Origin of the sequence: Okeania sp., from assembly GCF_035285525.1 — a bacterium.
Lineage (GTDB): Bacteria > Cyanobacteriota > Cyanobacteriia > Cyanobacteriales > Microcoleaceae > Trichodesmium.
In genome coordinates, this window is record NZ_JAYKGW010000230.1 from 1 (window position 1) to 17,937 (window position 17,937).

At 33.9% G+C, this 17,937-nt stretch carries 12 protein-coding genes; 7 read left to right on the plus strand and 5 right to left on the minus strand.

The features are described 5' to 3' along the window. On the minus strand, nt 1-2,121 hold a 2,121-nt coding region (locus VKJ25_RS21670; protein WP_324238724.1), incomplete at its 3' end, for a GumC family protein. Between the two features lie 788 nt (nt 2,122-2,909). Between VKJ25_RS21670 and VKJ25_RS21675 the strand changes: the two genes are divergently transcribed. After that, nucleotides 2,910-3,053: a hypothetical protein gene (locus VKJ25_RS21675; RefSeq protein ID WP_324238725.1), complete on the plus strand. Its 144-nt coding sequence runs from the start codon at nt 2,910-2,912 to the stop codon at nt 3,051-3,053. Between the two features lie 915 nt (nt 3,054-3,968). On the opposite strand, the gene VKJ25_RS21680 is transcribed toward VKJ25_RS21675, so the two are convergent. Next, nucleotides 3,969-5,654, minus strand: coding sequence for a polysaccharide biosynthesis/export family protein (locus VKJ25_RS21680; protein ID WP_324238726.1), 1,686 nt, complete (start codon nt 5,652-5,654; stop codon nt 3,969-3,971). A 543-nt stretch (nt 5,655-6,197) separates the two neighbouring features. Beyond that, nucleotides 6,198-6,722, minus strand: a complete 525-nt coding sequence (gene cysC / locus VKJ25_RS21685) for an adenylyl-sulfate kinase (RefSeq protein ID WP_324238727.1) — start codon at nt 6,720-6,722, stop codon at nt 6,198-6,200. A gap of 1,342 nt (nt 6,723-8,064) precedes the next feature. Between cysC and VKJ25_RS21690 the strand changes: the two genes are divergently transcribed. The 5 genes from VKJ25_RS21690 to VKJ25_RS21710 all read left to right on the plus strand — a co-directional run bounded on the left by VKJ25_RS21690 (nt 8,065) and on the right by VKJ25_RS21710 (nt 13,363). Further along, the gene (locus VKJ25_RS21690) at nt 8,065-8,310 is read left to right on the plus strand and encodes a hypothetical protein (protein WP_324238728.1); all 246 of its coding nucleotides are present in this window, start codon (nt 8,065-8,067) and stop codon (nt 8,308-8,310) included. A gap of 588 nt (nt 8,311-8,898) precedes the next feature. Continuing rightward, complete coding sequence (locus VKJ25_RS21695; protein WP_324238729.1) at nt 8,899-9,150, plus strand: hypothetical protein; 252 nt, start codon at nt 8,899-8,901, stop codon at nt 9,148-9,150. A gap of 937 nt (nt 9,151-10,087) precedes the next feature. Continuing rightward, nucleotides 10,088-10,990, plus strand: a complete 903-nt coding sequence (hetR, locus tag VKJ25_RS21700; protein WP_324238730.1) for a heterocyst differentiation master regulator HetR — start codon at nt 10,088-10,090, stop codon at nt 10,988-10,990. A gap of 1,104 nt (nt 10,991-12,094) precedes the next feature. Beyond that, the gene (locus VKJ25_RS21705) at nt 12,095-12,574 is read left to right on the plus strand and encodes a flavin reductase family protein (protein WP_324238731.1); all 480 of its coding nucleotides are present in this window, start codon (nt 12,095-12,097) and stop codon (nt 12,572-12,574) included. A gap of 435 nt (nt 12,575-13,009) precedes the next feature. Further along, nucleotides 13,010-13,363 (plus strand): phenylpyruvate tautomerase MIF-related protein, encoded by a 354-nt coding sequence (locus VKJ25_RS21710; protein WP_324238732.1) that lies wholly within the window; start codon nt 13,010-13,012, stop codon nt 13,361-13,363. 509 nt (nt 13,364-13,872) lie between these two features. On the opposite strand, the gene VKJ25_RS21715 is transcribed toward VKJ25_RS21710, so the two are convergent. Beyond that, nucleotides 13,873-14,943, minus strand: coding sequence for a Gfo/Idh/MocA family oxidoreductase (locus VKJ25_RS21715; RefSeq protein ID WP_324238733.1), 1,071 nt, complete (start codon nt 14,941-14,943; stop codon nt 13,873-13,875). A 450-nt stretch (nt 14,944-15,393) separates the two neighbouring features. On the opposite strand from VKJ25_RS21715, the gene proB reads away from it, so the two are divergent. Beyond that, on the plus strand, nt 15,394-16,506 hold the full coding sequence (proB, locus tag VKJ25_RS21720) for a glutamate 5-kinase (RefSeq protein WP_324238734.1): 1,113 nt from the start codon (nt 15,394-15,396) through the stop codon (nt 16,504-16,506). 100 nt (nt 16,507-16,606) lie between these two features. Here the strand turns inward: proB and VKJ25_RS21725 are convergent, their stop codons facing one another. After that, nucleotides 16,607-17,785 (minus strand): aspartate aminotransferase, encoded by a 1,179-nt coding sequence (locus tag VKJ25_RS21725; RefSeq protein ID WP_324238735.1) that lies wholly within the window; start codon nt 17,783-17,785, stop codon nt 16,607-16,609. Between the last annotated feature and the right edge of the window lie 152 nt (nt 17,786-17,937).

Sequence of the window (17,937 nt, forward strand, 5' to 3'; positions counted from 1 at the left end):
AACTAAATTTTCATCCACAGGCGATCGCTGAACTGCTGTTTCTATTGGCGTACCATCAATAATTACACTACTCAAACCCTGCTCATTTGATAAACCCATCATATTATGAATTTGTGGACAACGTAAATCAGCATCTATTAATAATACTCGTTGACCCATAGCAGCAGCAGCGCAAGCTAAATGACTTGCCACTGTAGATTTACCATCTCCTGGTAAAGCAGAACTAACTACAAAAGAATTAATAGGATTTTCAATATTTAAGAGACGAATATTAGCATTTAAAGTACGGAAAGCTTCTTGAAAAACTGAGGGATATAAAACCAAAGATGAACTTTTCTTTTCTTTCAATTCATCATTCATCCACATTCTTTGTTCATGTATCGGAATAATTCCTAGCAAAGGCAAACCAATAGATTTTTTAACTTCTTTTGGAGTCTCAAAAACATCTTGTTCAAATCTCTCTCCGAACTGAGCTAATAATATTCCTAATACTAAGCCTGTTATTCCTCCCAGGGCAAGATTTAATAACATTTTTGGAGAGACTATTGCTAACTCACCATTTTGAGTTTTTACTAATTCTGGTGGTGCAATTAATTCCCAAGGTAATGTGGTTTCAGCTACTTCTCTTTGTAAGATTTTTTGTCTTTCTAATAGGTCTTTAATCCTTTGACTTGATGTTTCTAATCCTTCCTGAATTTCTGTATAACGCCTCACTACCTCTGGCATTTTTGTTGCATCTTTATTTAATTTAGCCTCAGCTTCATTCAATACTTTAGCTCTAACTTCCATCACCTCTATTTCATTGGCAGCTAATATCATTTTCTGAATTAATTCTAAGCGAACAGAATCTTGAAAAGCTAAAGCCTTTTTACTTATTTCTTCTATATCTTTGCCAACAACTTTTTCTACTTCTTGATTTAATAAAGGCAGTAATTTTTCTCGTTGTTTAAATAAAGCTTGCATTTGAGGTGCTTTTTCTTTAAAACGAGATGATTCTAGAGCAATTGTTGTTTCTACTTTTTGTAATTCATTTAATAATGATTGATATCTTGGTGCTTGACTTAAAGCCGAAGCAATCAAAGCTTCTTCTGGATTAATTCCCAACTGACCTTGCAACAAATTATAAAGCGCTCGCTGTTGGTCAAGTAATATTTGATTCTCTAATTTTTGAGTTTGAATTTGATTACTTTCTGTGGCTATTTGTTGACTTTTAACTTCTGGATTAATAAACAGATATTCTTTTTGTAATTCTTGTAATTCCTGTCGCAGTTGTTTGATTCTTTCCTGATATTTAGGAATTTGTTCTTTAACAAGCTTCAGCTTTTTACCAGTATCAGATTGACTATCTTCACGACCATATTTAGTATAAGCTGCTGCCAACTTATCTAATACAAACTTGATTTTGTTTTTGTCTGAATCTTGATAAGTAACTTCGATAATTTTGGTTTCATCTAATCTTTTTACTTTTAGTTTTTCCCCACTTAAAATTTGATTATGAGGTTTATTAAACAAAAAATTATAATTAACTTCCGGATACTGTTTTTGAATTTCCGCAATTATTGGCTGCATAACTTGCGGACTTTTTAAAACTTCAATTTGTGATTGATAATCTAATTGATAATTACTTGTGTTTTGATTTTGTTGAATATTTTTATCTGGATATGAAATAATTTTATCTTCATCTATACCAGAAATAATTTTGGCTGCTTGTTGTTCCCAATCTTCTTCAGCATTCGTATCGGAATAGGAAGGAATAATAGGAGAAGATGATATTTTTTCATCTGTACTTAATTGATGAGTAGCTGAACTTTTAACAATAACTTCTTCAACTAATATTTGAAATGCTCCTTGATACACAGGAATCTGATTTAAAGTCCAGAAATATGCTCCTGTTGTTGTAGCAGTTGTCAAACTAAAAATCAAGAAAAAACGACGGCAGATTAACTTCCAAATTTTATTTTCTTTTTGAGACGATTTCTCTTCAAAATTGTGAAACTCACCATCATATATATTATTGTTATGGGTTAGGGAATAGGGAGTAGGAAGTGGGGAAGAATTGACCAGTTTATTGCGATTATTATATAAAGATAACTGAGAAGTTTTTTCGGGTTCTATATTCATAGTTAAAAGTAAAAAATAGGAAAGGATCTACCAGTTTACAAATAGAAAAAAGCAATTCTTTAAAACTTTAGAGGTCAGCTATCAGCTAACTTTTAGAGAAGAAAAAAGTAAGTAGTCAGCACTCAGCTATCAGCTATCAGCTTTATTACCTTTCCAGGAGAAAAAAGCAATTTAGAAATTTCCAAGAATTACAAAGTATGTGTAAAATTTCATCAGCTAATCTTAAGAGTTTATCAAAGTACATTTTATTTATAAAAAAAAAGCTGAGAGCTGAACGCTAAGAGCTGAATGCTTATAAAAGTTCATCATTTAACCTTAGCAGTGTATTAAATGATATTTATATTTAATTATATGTTAACAACTTTAAGCACTTCATTAATTTGGCTTCAATTATCTTTCTTGTTAAAAACCGTAGTAAACATTCAGCTATTAGCTGTCAGCTATCAGCAACAAGACTCTGTTTTTTAAGCTATCCATTATCAAGTTTTATTTTAAGAAAAATGTTTATAAATATAGTCTTAAAGATGAGATTTACATCTAAAACAAAAAAAATAGCTGATAGCTGATGGCTGACTGCTGAATGCTTACAAACCTTAGAACTGACCATTAATTACTAAACATTTATATTATTACTATAGTTCAAGCCAAAAAACCTGACAATATGTAAGCATTTCCTACGGAATCTTGTGCAAATAGCAGTCAGCTCTCAGATATTAGCTTCTAAGATAAATTTATAATTTCCAGATTTAACCTTAGCAGTCTATTAAATAATATTTATATTTAATTATATGTTAACAACTTTAAGCACTTCATTAATTTGGCTTCAATTATCTTTCTTGTTAAAAACTGTAGTAAACATTCAGCTATTAGCTGTCAGCTATCAGCAACAAGACTCTGTTTTTCAAGCTATCCATTATCAAGTTTTATTTTAAGAAAAATGTTTATAAATATAGTCTTAAAGATGAGATTTACATCTAAAACAAAAAAAATAGCTGATAGCTGATGGCTGACTGCTGAATGCCTACAAACCTTAGAACTGACCATTAATTACTAAACATTTATATTATTACTATAGTTCAAGCCAAAAAACCTGATAATATCCTAACCAGACTAGGGAGTAGGGAGTAGGGAGTAGGGAGTAGGGAGTAGGGAATAGGGAAAAGTCTTTTTCAGTAGAATAGTTTGATGGATTAATAAGGAGCAATTTGTTTACCAAATTATTGTCCAAAATTCTGAATTTTTGACCATCAGTATCTCAAACAAGCACACTTTTTCACACCATAAAAATTATAAAATTTTTATGGTGTAAATAATCTTAGATTTTCAGGATTTCCTGCGGAATGTTACCCCAATAGCTATCAGCTTTTAAATGCAATAACTTACTAAGGTTAGGTTATAGGTTATTGCCAAAATAACTATTAATTCTCTAATGACTCAATTGCAAATAGCTTACTGCTTAATATGTAGACACACTTTAATAATAATTTCTATTAATTTATTCTGGCTCGATAGTACAAAGTTTTCCTAAAAAATTATTTGCTTGAAAGGCTGAAAGTATTACTGATAAAACTTTACACCACCTACAGTTATCAATAGAAAGTTTCTAATTTTTAGATAGCTGAAAGCCTTAACTAGCAATAGTTATACCAATTCTTAAAAGTCTTGCTATACTTGGAAACTGGTAAAACGTCTTTTCTTTATAACTGAAATTACCAAATATCAAGCATTTACACTAGCAAATAGTATTTAGAAATAGAATATCCAAATATAGCAAAGTTTATGGTAATTGGTATTATTCCTAGAACTTTGCACTGTCGAGTTATTCTTACTGCTCCCTACTCCCTAAATTAATTAAAAATATCAAAAAATACCCCTAAAATTCTATTAATAGGACCGAAAGGAGCTAACACACCTCCTACACCATCAGTAAAAGTTGCCCTACCAGAACGCCCAACTACAACTACATCATTATTTAATAAAGTTGGATTAGTTTCTTCATTAGCTTTTGCTGAAAAATCTACCTTGACTTTTCGCCGAGTAACTGTACCATTAGGATTAAGACGAATCAATTCTATTTCCTTCGTTTTTGCTCTTCCTGGTTTAAAACCTCCCGCTGATAATAAAGCTTGATTCAGCGTACTATTCGGAGTTACAAAAATTGTTCCCGGTTTAACCACTTCCCCAATCACATTAACCTTCAGATTCCCTGGAGAAAAACTTGAGGCAGTAACTTTAGCTAACTCATCTAAATTAACTTCATCTGCTACTGGCACATAAATTGTATCTCCTGATTGTAAAACTATATCTTGGCTTAAATCCCCACTTTCCAAAAGTTGCCAAAGATCTACTTTCATCGTTTGCTCCGTACCAGCACGAGTTAGTCGCCGTACCCTAATTTGCCGAATATCCGCTGCGGAAGTAATACCACCTGCTATCTTAATTGCCTTAGTAACAGTATGTAATCTAGTATTCTCAGGAAGTGAAGTATTATCTTCTACTGTGGTGGAATCTAAATTTTCTTCTGTTTTAGAAACTTGAATTTGGTTAATATTTGTTTCCAATATATATGGACCAGGCCGTGCTACTTCTCCTACTACTGCAATATTTAAAGGTTGAGTATTCGTACCAGCAAAATTAGCACTTGCTAATTGATTTGACTCTACAGGATTAACCTCAGTAATACTAGGAACAAATAAAGTATCCCCATCCCGCAAAGAAATATCTTGGACTAAGCTACCATTTTCCAAAAGTTCCCATAAATTAATATTAATTATTTGTTCTGGAGCGTTGAGTTGGGAACGACGAATTTTAATTTGTCTAATGTCTGCTGAAGTTGTGACTCCACCCGCAACCTGTAATGCTTTAGTAACCGTAGGTAGTTGAGTGCCTTTACTATCATTTCCTTGACTAACTACTGGAGAAATGGTATAAGAACCAGGATGTTGAACTTCACCAGCGATCGCTATTTTTAATGAACGTGCTGCTAATAAATTAAGATTAACTATAGGTATTTGTAGATATTCACCGTATTTTTCTTGAATTAACTCTTTAGCCTTATCTAAATTCATTCCCTGCACAGAGACATTACCTATTAATGGTAAGTTGAGAGTACCATCAATTTGTACCTGATGTCGGCCATTTTCTCCACTATATTCTGGTATGTTGAAGATATCTATTTGAATGCGATCGCCAGGACCCAGAGTATATTCTTTTGATTGTGGTGATGGTATTTCTGGTTCAGAAGGCAATATTAATTCTGGAGGTGGAGACAGGAGAGGTGGTATTACTTCTGCATCCTTTGGAGGTGGAGGTGGTGTTACTTCTACATCGTTACTCCAAGGTTCTATTAGTTTAGGTAAAGTCGAGTTTTGCGGTCTTATTGGTTCATTCTGAGAGAGAGATTGAGCTTTTACAGAATCAGATAATCCCCAGTGACTGCATAATATAACTATCGTTCCATAACTTAAAATTTTGGATAAATATAATATTTTGCTAATTATATCTGCTTGATTTTTTAATTCTTGCCACTTCATTTCTCACTCCCTCTCTATTTTTTTTTAATCCAAATAACCTATTTTTTTAAGCCAAATAACTATAAGTATTCAGCTATTAAGAGTCAGCTATCAGCAATTAGTAATAAATAATTAGGGTTTGCTGAATTATTGATGAAAGCCTTTACAGATAAACTTTTTAGCATTTTTAGGTAGGTCAAAAGTACCAGCTTTTAAGTCTTGAAAGCTAAAAAGTCCAGGATTTTCTGCCATAATTAGCCGATTTTTCGGGAACCGTAAATCAAGGGATAATTCTTCCTCCTACCTCTTCTGTAATTCTTATTCCCATAAGGATTGCAGGATTGCTGGATTCTGACTTCTCCCTGGTACTAAAAGACTTTTTCAGCAAGCCCTAATTACTTCTGAGCTTTGGGAAGGGAAACTCGACAGTAATTTTTTACTCTTTACTTAACTTCAAAGGTTATTTTACCTTATTCACAATTAACAGCTGAATTGGGAAGTTACGACCCAGGAAGCTAGCTAATAGCTGACGGCTGAATGGCGAGCGCATTCTGTAGGAAATGCTTACAAATAACCTAATTTTTCTAGACTACTAATTATATGAGCTACGCTTTCCTCTAAAGTTTCATTGTCTGTATAGCAAGTAATTTCTGGATTTTCTGGGGCTTCATAAGGATCGTCAATACCAGTAAAGTTTTTGATTTCTCCAGCCCTAGCCCTAGCATACAATCCTTTAACATCACGTTGTTCACAAACTGCTAAAGGTGCATTAATATAAACCTCTATAAAGTTTTCATCCATTGCTCTAATTTCATTTCGTATTGCTTTATAAGGACTAATTGCTGCAGTAATCGCCACTGCTCCATTTCTGCTAAGAAGATGAGCGACAAATCCAATTCGTCGGACATTTATATCTCGGTCTTCCTTACTAAAAGTCAACCCCTTTGATAGATTTTCTCTGACGATATCTCCATCTAATATCTCTACATTTCGACCTCTTTCCTTTAATTTTTCTGCTACAACTTTGCTGATAGTTGTCTTACCAGCTCCGCTTAAACCTGTAAACCAAAGAATAAATCCTTTTTCCATGTTAACTTAATTTGTTTGAGTTTTCAGTGAATCCCTATTTTACTTTAATCAGTGAATTAATAGAATATCAGTAAATTTTTCATTCATTACATGGATGTCGATAATAAAAACTATATTTCTCAGGACTTACGCAAAGGTAAACATAGACAAAAACTAGATCGTTATAGTTTTAAATAGGGCTGGCTGATTAAATCTAAAAGTCTTTACGGACATATATTTTAGCACTTTCAGGTCTGAAAAAAAGTACCTGATTTTGAGGTGCTTAATGCTCCTCAAATTACTATTTTAGGCATACGGTTGGGCAAAAAAAGTTACTTTCCTGCTCCTCTACTCCCCTACTCCTCTACTCCCCTACTCCTCTACTTCTTAAAAAAAGACTGAAGAAGCACAAACCCTAAATACTGTGTCTATGGTCTATGGGTAAGTCTTAAAACATTTATCAAATTGGTATAAGAAAAAATAAACTTTAGTATTTCAAGTCAGAAATGCTGATAACTAAAATTACCAAAAAAAGAGGTATAAAGCCTCCCCTTTTAAAGGGATAAAAAATTTTCACTCAGTCAAAAATTACGGATTGACGCTAGATATAGCGGTTAAAACTATTGCGCAATAGTTTTTAAACTCTATATATAGTACCTTTGCGTAAGTCATCTCAGTATTTCAAGCCTCCGAGTTTAGTCGGGGGTTCACTCTCTACTGATAACTGATAACTGAAATTACCGTCTACTCCCTAACTCAATAAAAACACTTACAATCCCCAACCCTAGTTATCTATTATCAATTAGTAAAGTGACGGTTAAAAAATCGGATAATCATCACAATAAATAACGAAGGAAAAGCTAGAGTAGAAGGGAAAATAATTTTAAGTAATTGTGAAGAAAGAGTTTTTTTATCAATAATTATCCGGACAAGTAATTTCCATACTCTTGAGATAAAAAAATTAGGTTTTAGGGAGTCGGGGACAGGGAACAAAAAATAGAAAAGAAGAAAAAAACCGTATCTGATAACTTTGATAACTGTCACATCAAGTATTTCAAAAATAAAAGTCTTTCACCATTTTATAAATCTAAATGTAGGGTATTAAAAACAATCCATTACTTGGCAGTTAAAAAACTGGACTATAATCACAATCCAATTTTAATTTTTTTTAGGTTGCAAACTTAATCTGTAGCTTTATTTCAGCCTTATTTTAACTTCTGATTCCCAAATAAAGCCATCACAATAAATTAATCCTCCACACCCTTTTCTGATTTTTAACTAATAACTAATTATGCAATAAATATCCTGATTTATTTCTTTAAGTTTGTATCAGAGAGTAGATACTCTTACATGGATACAACCTATGAAAAACAATTATACAACAATCATTTTATCCTTTTTATTATTACTTGGTAATGCTCCTATTAGCCAAGCCTTAATAACTGAAAATGAACTTGAATCATCTACAGCATTTTTCAGAGAATCTGCTCAAAATCGTCATTATGGACCAACTCAGCCTCCGCGAGGAAACAGACGAAATTTTGTAGAAAAAAGCTGTAATTCTGGATTAGATCAGGAAATTTTCCCTCATCGTGGTAGTGGACGATAAAGCTATTTACTACTTTTTAATTTTGAAGAATAAGTAAAAATTTTATCAAAGTTTTTCAAGTTATTAAGTTGATAATATTAGTTCTATCTTCCATTCATAAATATGATGATAATGTGAAAAATTACCTGATATTTTGGTTTGAATCCTGGCTCTTCAATAGACAACTTATCTTTATGATATTATGTCCGGGTCAATACTTAATCAATCACGATAAAAGAGCTAGGATATAATAAAAAATGATTTTTTTATTAGTAATTATCCGGACATAACTTTAAGTATTGGAAAAATTTACCAAACCACTCTAAAAAATTAAGACAGGGTGGTAAAAACTCATTGCTTGATGGTGAAAATACCGAAGAATCATCAAGATAAACTTTTAATTTATTTTTTTGCGATTGAGAATCTAGTTTGTAGATACATTTCAGTCTTAGCTTTACATCTATTTTGCCAATAAATCCATTTTAACACTATACTTATCCTTCACACAGTCTTCATATTTTGAACTAATAAATAATTCTTCGATAAGTATCCTGATTTGATCCTCAATTTTTGTATTAGAGAGTAGATGCTCTTAAATGGATACGACCTATGAAAAACTATTATACAGCCATCATTTTCTCCTTTTTGTTATTACTTGGTAATGCTCCTATTAGCCAAGCTTTAATGACTGGAAATGAAGTTGAATCATCTGCAAAATTTTTCAGAGAATCTGCTCAACCCCGTCATGGGGAAGCTACTTATCCCCCAAAAAAAGGAAACAGAACACAATTTGTCAACACAAGCTGTTCTTTTGGGTTAAATAATCAGGAAATTTTTTCTCATCGTGGTAGTGGACGCTAAAGTTATTTACTACTCTTGAAATTTCCGGAGGAAGTAGAACTTTTATCAAAGTTTTTGCAGCTCTTAAATTGATAATATTGGTTCTATCTTCCATTTATAAACATATATGATGATCTAGAAAAATACCTCAAATTTTGCTTCAAAGCCTCGCTCTTCAATAGACAACTTCATCTTTGATATATCATGTCCAGTTGAATAATTAATGAAAAACAAAAGAAGAGAATATTTTTTTCTTAGTAATTATCCGGACATGATATTAAGTATTTAGAAAATGAGAAAGATATCTCACCACTATCAAAACTTGGTAATATTTTTGGAGCGTTGTTCTAATCCTCATTACACAAAAAACTTCTGACTTCTGACTTCTGACTTCTGAGTTCTGAATTTTGACTTCATAATTGGGTCACGCCACCCCGTCTTAATCGGCGAAATATTTTTGGATGGTTGTTCTCATCCTCATCACAAAAACAACTTCTGACTTCTGACTTCGTTACATCCAACTTGAGACCAGGATTAGGAAGCAATAAACCCACTCTATACTCCAAATTTGGGATTATACCATTATGTTATGCTATCATTAAGTATGTCTGTCAGCCAAAAGTACGCAGGGTGCAAAAATCTACTAAGATAACAAATTATACTCACGGTTAATCCGTGTACATATTCTCAAACCAAATGTAAAAAAAATCTCAAAAAGATATTTATGTTTAAGATTTACGCATCAATATCTAACTACAAAGAGTTTTATAATGAGCTTCACACTGTAGCTAGGGCATAACATATTATTTTGCGTAATTCATGCTCTTGGTTAGAGTAAAACTAAACTTATAGCTGACTGACTTTACTGACATTGAAATATCATCATAGTCAGTATCTTTTTAATTGTTAACAGAAGGTGATAAAATGCCTTCCTACTTTTGTTATTTTGGGGATTACAATGAAAACTGATACCGATCTGATTAATAGCCTTAGCCAGAGCGCTATGGATCAGATTATGTTATATTTAGCGTTCAGTGCCATGAGGACGAGTGGGCATCGTCATGGAGCTTTCTTAGATGCAGCTGCCACAGCCGCCAAATGTGCTATATACATGACCTACATAGAGCAAGATAAGAATCTCCGTATGACTGGGCATCTGCATCACATCGAACCTAAACGGGTTAAGGTGATTGTGCAGGAAGTAGAAGAAGCACTGACAAAAGGTAAGTTGCTGAAAATGTTGGGTTCTCAAGAACCTCGCTATTTAATTCAGTTTCCTTATGTATGGTTAGAACAGTATCCTTGGATACCTGGACTTTCCCGACTTCCTAATAACAATCTTTCTATTGATGAAAGACGATACATAGAAAGTAAACTTCCACCAAATATGCCTGATGCTAAATTGATTAATTCTTTTCAGTTCATGGAGTTAATTGAGTTTTTGCATAGACGTTCTCAAGAAGATTTACCAGCTAAACGTCGGATGCCTCTGAGTGAAGCTTTGGCAGAACATATTAAACGTCGTTTGATCTATTCTGGTACAGTCACAAAGATAGATTCTCCTTGGGGAATGCCTTTTTATGCCCTGACTCGCTCTTCTTATTCTCCAGAGGATCAAGAAGAACGTACTTTTATTATGGTTGAGGATACAGCTCGATATTTTCGCTTAATGAAAGATTGGGCTGAACAGAAAAGCACAAATGTAATGCGCATTTTGGAGGAGTTTGATATTTCTCCAGCTCGCTATGAGCAAGCTAAAGATGAGTTAGATGAAATCATCAGGCATTGGGCTGATCGCTATCACGAACAAGGCGGAAAACAAATGGTGCTACAAATGGTCTTTGGCCTTAAGGATGATTAATCTAATTACTTGCAATCTTTAGTTTATTAGGAGTTAGAAGTTTTTCTAGCCCCTAAAACTTTCAGTCATAGCTTTAAATCTTTAGAATTTACTATCTGTAATTATTAGAGTTTTTAATAAACTTGATAATCTTAACTAATCTAATCTAAAGCTTTAGGGTTTTAACTAAACTTGATTGAAAACTATGGTTTCATTAAAAACCAATTAGGGTTGGCTGAAAAAGTCTTTTAGCTGAGGTAGGGAACAGAGAACAGGGAACACTTAACTGTTTAGACGATCTGCTACGGCCAAATTTTCTGACAATTCGTCAAAACTTGATCATTTTGAAACTACAACAGCTAAAAACCAGGAACTTTTTTCGACATAAAAATCCTAAAATCTTTATCTGTCAAGGCTTTGATATTTAATCAGCAAGCCCCTATTAAATTGTGAGATAACTAAACAGGGCTGCATCTTAACTTTTTTTACTATTAAAAAATATTTTGAGCAGTTTTCAATTATCATAGTCTATCAAATTAAATTTGATTATTGAGTATTATTTGATACAAAATCCTCGTTTTTATGAGCTAAACAGCTAACAGGCAAGATGCTTGTGTTAAAAGAATTTAATCATTTCAACTTTAGATCCTTAGTCCGAAATATGAGGAACCACATCACCATAAGCAAAACCCTGTAGGGACGTTCTATGGAACGTCCCTACAGTGGTCTTGGTCTACCTAAATGAAAACTTATAAGTTACAGCACTTAGGGAACAGACAACAGGGAACAGGTATGGAGGAAGAATGAATAGCTTATAATATAAGGCTTTTAGCTATTGAACACTTCCGGCAATTTGTAAATATTAAGTGCGCACATTGCTATACAATAACTGAACTTTATGATGGGGTCATTTCAATTATCAGTTATCAGTAGACAGTGAACCTCCGACTAAACTCGGAGGCTTGAAATACTGAGTTAAAATTTTTTCATCCCCGAACCAGGGGAGGCTTTATACCTCTTTTTTTGGTAAATAGAGTTAACTTGCTCGTTATCTTCCAACTAATGTCCCCTATTTAGTTAAAATAAAAAATGTCAAATTCTTAAATATTATAGTAGGTAAAAACGTTGTTAGACGAACAGGCAAAAAAAACCATACTGCGTAAAATTCCTCATGGATTATACATTTGTGGCGTTAAAGATGGTGATGAAGTTAATGGCTTTACAGCTAGTTGGGTAATGCAAGCATCTTTTCAGCCTCCCCTAATTGTTAATTGTGTAAATAAAGAATCTAAATCCCATGCTATGATTAAGGCTAGTGGAGTATTTTCTCTAAGTTTTTTAGGAGCAGAACAAAAAGATTTAGCTCAACAATTTTTTAAACCTCAACGTCGTGTGGGAAATAAATTTGAAGAAGTAGAATTTTATTTAGGAGAAACTGGTTGCCCTATTATTTCTGATACTCTTGGCTATGTTGAATGTCAAGTTATTAGTGCTGTAGAAGAAGGCGACCATACTGTATATGTAGGAAAAGTAATTGCAGCAGGTTTACATCGTGAGGGAGATCCTTTATTATTAGAAAGTACGGGTTGGAATTATGGTGGTTAATTACCATCAATAGCAGTTTTAAGGAATAGGAAATAGGGGAGGAGTAACTGATAATTTATGAATAATAATTGATTTTAATTGAAGTTTTTGGAGAAGTTTATTAGCTAATATCAAATCCGTCAGTATGGCTATAATTCAAGTAGTAGGGGTTTGGTCTCCCAACCCTCTACAAACAAGAAATTTTCCCTCTTTTCTGATGATATAACTTTCATATAAAATCCATCAGTATCAGTATAATTTTCTCCCGTAGGGGTTTGGTCTCCCAACCCTCTACAAACTAGCAATTTTCCCTCTTTAATTCATATAGTAGCAATTTGCTATAAATTCATTCGTAAGCATTTCCTACGGAATATCTAATAGCTAATACCTGAATGTTTACCTTCCTTTTTCCTTCTTTAATAGTTTATTTTTTCGTAGTTAATTATTAATTTATTTATGCCATTAATTAAAGTTAAAACATCTGTTTCTCAACCAGAAAAAGATAAAATTGATAGTCTTCTCAAAAATCTTTCTTCTGGCATAGCAAAGCATTTTAGTAAACCAGAATCTTATGTAATGACAACTTTTGAATCAGATATTTCCATGACTTTCGGAGGAAATAGTCATGAACCAGTTTGCTATATAGAAATTAAAAATATTGGCAGTATGAATCCTAATCAAACTAAAGCAATGAGCCAAGATTTTTGTCAAGAAATTAATCAAACTCTAGACGTTCCCAAAAATCGAATTTATATAGAATTTTCTGATGCTAAAGGTTATATGTGGGGTTGGAATAGTTCTACTTTCTAAAGAAGAAGGAAGAAGAGAGACGGAAGAAGGAAAGCAGATGAATCTATAGAAAAATACAGTTCAGTTCAAGACTTTTTGGGAAGTGCTGTAATATCAAGAGCTACTCTAATAGTTTAGCTCCATAGCTTATGAATTTTAGTCTTAAGAAAACCCTCTTGATTTATAACAAAATGTAAGCATTTATAGCAATCCTAAATAAGTTGTCAGATTTTATTGTAGGGGTTTGGTTTCCAAATCCCTGGTACTTGGGTTTGGAGACCAAACCCCTACAGTTTTTTCTCGCAAATCATTTGATCAGGACTAACGCAAAGGTACTATATATAGTGTGTCGGTGCGTGACGAAGTGCGCTTTTCATGTCGCGTAGCGAAACACACCCTACTAATAGCGTTCATGGCTTTAGTCCTGTTCATATTGCTATCGCTAATAACTATTAGCTAAATGCTTACAAAAAAAATCAGCAAAAATAATAGTTCTATTCAAAAATTCCTAGTAGAATTATCAAAATATTTCATCCTACTTTCAATATAGAATTATCCAATAAATTAAATTCTGAATCTACTGGATGATCAGCCAAACCATCAAGAGCTATTTTCTCAATTAAACTACCTAACCTTAATGCTTTTAAAGCTTGTTCTCCTCCAATTGAAGGTTTATTTCCTCCTCCTACACAATGAATAAAATGTTCTAATTCTGCATGAAGAGGCTCAATATTGCTAGTATAAACCTTTTCAATTAAGCCGTCCTGACGATAAAGCACTTGACCATAATCTGTAACATAATCTGCTGTTGTTTGCCGATGAATCAGAATTTCATTATTCAGAAAATCTGCTTCTGTTAGAGAATTTTTACAGTGGGCAACTATAGAACGAAGCTTTTTGTGTGTTACTTTACTAGCAGTTAGACTAGCTATTATACCATTAGCAAAACCAAGAGTAGCTGTTACATAATCTAAATTTCCCGAACTAGAAGCACTACTGCCACTAGCAGTCAATTTTACCACTGGAGCGGCCACTAATTCTAATAATAAGTCAATATCATGGATCATTAAATCCAAAACTACAGACACATCATTAGCTCGATGAGAATAAGGACTCATGCGATGAGCTTCTAAGGCCAATATTTCTTCAGTTTTGAGGACCTTGCTGAGTTCTTGAAAAGCAGGATTAAATCTTTCTATATGACCCACCTGTAAAATTCGATTTGTTTCAGCAGCAGTATTCACTAAAAATTCGGCCTCAGTAATACTAGCAGCAAGGGGCTTTTCCATTAAAACATGGACTCCTGCTTTTAAACAGGTCATTCCTACAGCATAATGTTGAAGAGTAGGTACAGCGACACATACAGCATCAACATGAGGTAAAAGCTCTTGATAGTCCTCAAAAAAACGAACTCCATACTTATTGGCAGTATCTAGTCCCCTTTCAACGTTGATGTCTGCTATACCTACTAATTTAGTATTTTTGAGCAAACTGAGGACACGGGTATGGTGCTGACCCATATTACCAACCCCAATGACTCCTACACACAGCAGTTTTGCTTGACTATTTTTGGTAAAATTTTTTGGATATATTGTTGACATTTTATCTAGCACTCCTAGATTCTCCTCCACCACACCTAATTAGATTAATAGGTTTATCTTTTTCTTTGCAATTTATCTTAATCTGCTGACTGGAGCTAGTGCTATAAAATTATATGTTGCTCTTTTGGTAGGGAGTAGACAGTAGGGAATGGTGCGTGTAGCGATTAATTATTAATTAGGGCTGGCTGAATTATTGATGAAAGCCTTGACAGATAAACCTTTTAGCATTTTTAGGTAGGTCAAAAGTACCAGCTTTTAAGTCTCTCAAGCTAAAAAGTCTAGGGTTTTCTGCCATAATTAGCCTAAAATCAAAGGATAATTATAATTCTTCTGAGTACCTCATTCTGTAATTCCTATTCCCATAAGGATTCTGGATTCTCGATTCTGGCTTCTCCCTGCTACTAAAATACTAAAAAAGCGCAAACCCTAATTATCCATTATCTATTGGTTATGAATACAATAGTAATTAAAATAGGTACTTCTAGTCTAACTAATTCAGAAACCGGAAATTTAGCCTTATCCACAATTTCTAGCTTAATTGAAACTATTACTAACTTAACTCGCCAAGGAAATAGAGTCGTTTTAGTTTCGTCTGGAGCTGTTGGTGTAGGTCGTGATATGCTAGGACTAACTGAAAAGCCTAAAAATATTTCCATGAAGCAAGCAGTAGCAGCAGTAGGTCAAGGACGACTGATGCGAGTTTACGATGACTTATTTTCATCTTTGCAACAGACAATTGCTCAAATTTTGCTAACCAGAAGCGACCTATCACGACGTAGTAGTTATGTCAATGCCTATAACACATTTCAACAACTTTTCCAACTGGGAGTAGTTCCTATAGTTAATGAAAATGATACTACTGCTGTTGAAGAGCTAAAGTTTGGGGACAATGATAATCTCTCAGCTTTAGTTGCTAGTTTGGTAGAGGCTGATTGGTTGTTTATCTTAACTGATGTTGATAGACTATACTCAGCCGATCCGAGAAGTAATCCAGATGCTGTACCTATTGCTTTAATAAAGCGAATGGAACAACTTGAAGAACTTCAAGTTCAAACTGGAAAGTCTGTTAGTGGCAGAGGAACAGGTGGAATGATTACCAAAATTGAAGCTGCCAAAATTGCTACTGCTGCTGGAGTTAGAACTGTAATTACTAATGGTAAAATTCCTTCTAATATACTAAAAATTCTTAATGGAGAATCTATTGGTACTCAGTTTGAACCTCAACCACGACAAATAAACGCCCGCAAACATTGGATTGCTAATGTTTTAGTTCCGATAGGCCAACTTTATCTGGACCAAGGTGCAGTTAGGGCAATTTCTGAGCTTGGTAAATCTCTATTAGCTGCTGGTATTATTCAAGTAGAGGGGGAATTTAATTCATCAGATGCTGTACAACTATGTAATGAAAAAGGTGAGGAAATAGGTAGGGGACTTGTAAATTATAGCAACGTTGAATTGCAAAAAATTCTGGGTTGTCGCTCAGAAGATATACCTGAAATTTTAGGCTATGTAGGGTCTGAAACAGTTGTACATAGAGATAATCTTTTAATTACAGCAGGCTGATGAAATCTTAAAGCATTGACAGATAAAGATTTTAGCCTTTTTTAGGATCGGAAAATTTGGCCGTAGCAGAATGTCTAAACTATTCCCTATTCCCTATTCCCTACTTATAACGAATACCTGCTTGTTCCAACCGCCTTAATGCTTCACCCAAACGTTCACACTCAGCAATTAAACTAATTCTCACATAACCCTCACCCGCAGTACCAAAAGCATTTCCAGGAGTCACCACTACTCCAGTTTTTTGTAAAACAGATAAAGCAAAATCAGTAGAACCTAAACCTGGGGGACAAGGAACCCATAAATACATAGTTGCTAGGGTTTTCTTGACATTCCAACCTAATTTTCCTAAACCTTGAATGAGAAAATCTCGACGTTGACTATAACGTTCTTGAACCTGATGTAAATATTCATCTGGTAACTCTAAAGCAGTCTTAGCTGCTGACTGTAAAGCACTAAATACACCATAATCCAAATTAGTTTTTAAAGTCCTTAACCCTTGAATTACATGATAGTTGCCAACTACAAAACCTATTCGCCAACCAGCCATATTATAAGTTTTCGACATAGTGTGAAATTCTACACCAATATCTTTTCCTCCAGGAATCTCTAATAAACTGGTAGGTTGATAACCATCAAAAGCTAATTCAGCATAACATAAGTCGTGAACCAGTAGGATATCATACTTTTTCGCAAAAGCCACAATATCCTCAAAAAATTCTCGTGGAGCAGTAGCACCAGTGGGGTTACTAGGATAATTAAAAAAGAAAATTTTTGCCTGTTCTGCGACACTATCGGGAATATCCCCTAAATCAATAATCCAATCATTTTCTGGCTTTAGGACAATACTATGAATTTTACCACCTGCAATTAAAGGGCCACGAAAATGTGCAGGATAGGCAGGATTAGGTGATAAAACTAAATCTCCTGGATTTATGTATGCTAAAGCTAAATGACCTAAACCCTCTTTAGAACCCAAAAGTGGCAAAGCTTCTCCATTAGGGTCAAGCTTTACATTATAACGACGAAAATACCAATCAGTAATTGCTTTACGGAAAATAGAAGTACCCTCAAAAGGCGGATAACCATGATTAGTTGTATCTTGTAAAGCTTTAATGGCAGCTTCGACAACGGGTTGAGGAGTAGGTCCATCGGGGTTTCCCATTCCCAGATCTATTAAATCTAGTCCTTGTTCGCGGGTACGAGCTTTTAGTTCATCTAGGCGGGCAAAAACGTAAGGTGGTAATGCGTCTATCCTGTCTGCTGGCTTAATCGAATACATATATTATTTGACAAATATTTTTTACAAGAAATAAAGAATATCAGGACTTACACGGGAGCAACCAAGAAAGCGGGTTTATTACCGTTATCTTGTTACTAAAACCACGAAATTTTGTTCATAAACCCGGTTTGGTGCGTAAGTCCTAAATATAT

Excerpts from the sequence above, each read along its gene's own strand:
- VKJ25_RS21695 (WP_324238729.1), top strand. The coding sequence starts at position 8,899 with ATGAAAAACTATTATACAGCCATCATTTTCTCCTTTTTGTTATTACTT.
- VKJ25_RS21680 (WP_324238726.1), bottom strand. The coding sequence starts at position 5,654 with ATGAAGTGGCAAGAATTAAAAAATCAAGCAGATATAATTAGCAAAATA.
- VKJ25_RS21690 (WP_324238728.1), top strand. The coding sequence starts at position 8,065 with ATGAAAAACAATTATACAACAATCATTTTATCCTTTTTATTATTACTT.
- VKJ25_RS21675 (WP_324238725.1), top strand. The coding sequence starts at position 2,910 with ATGTTAACAACTTTAAGCACTTCATTAATTTGGCTTCAATTATCTTTC.
- proB (WP_324238734.1), top strand. The coding sequence starts at position 15,394 with ATGAATACAATAGTAATTAAAATAGGTACTTCTAGTCTAACTAATTCA.
- VKJ25_RS21710 (WP_324238732.1), top strand. The coding sequence starts at position 13,010 with ATGCCATTAATTAAAGTTAAAACATCTGTTTCTCAACCAGAAAAAGAT.
- hetR (WP_324238730.1), top strand. The coding sequence starts at position 10,088 with ATGAAAACTGATACCGATCTGATTAATAGCCTTAGCCAGAGCGCTATG.
- VKJ25_RS21715 (WP_324238733.1), bottom strand. The coding sequence starts at position 14,943 with ATGTCAACAATATATCCAAAAAATTTTACCAAAAATAGTCAAGCAAAA.
- VKJ25_RS21725 (WP_324238735.1), bottom strand. The coding sequence starts at position 17,785 with ATGTATTCGATTAAGCCAGCAGACAGGATAGACGCATTACCACCTTAC.
- cysC (WP_324238727.1), bottom strand. The coding sequence starts at position 6,722 with ATGGAAAAAGGATTTATTCTTTGGTTTACAGGTTTAAGCGGAGCTGGT.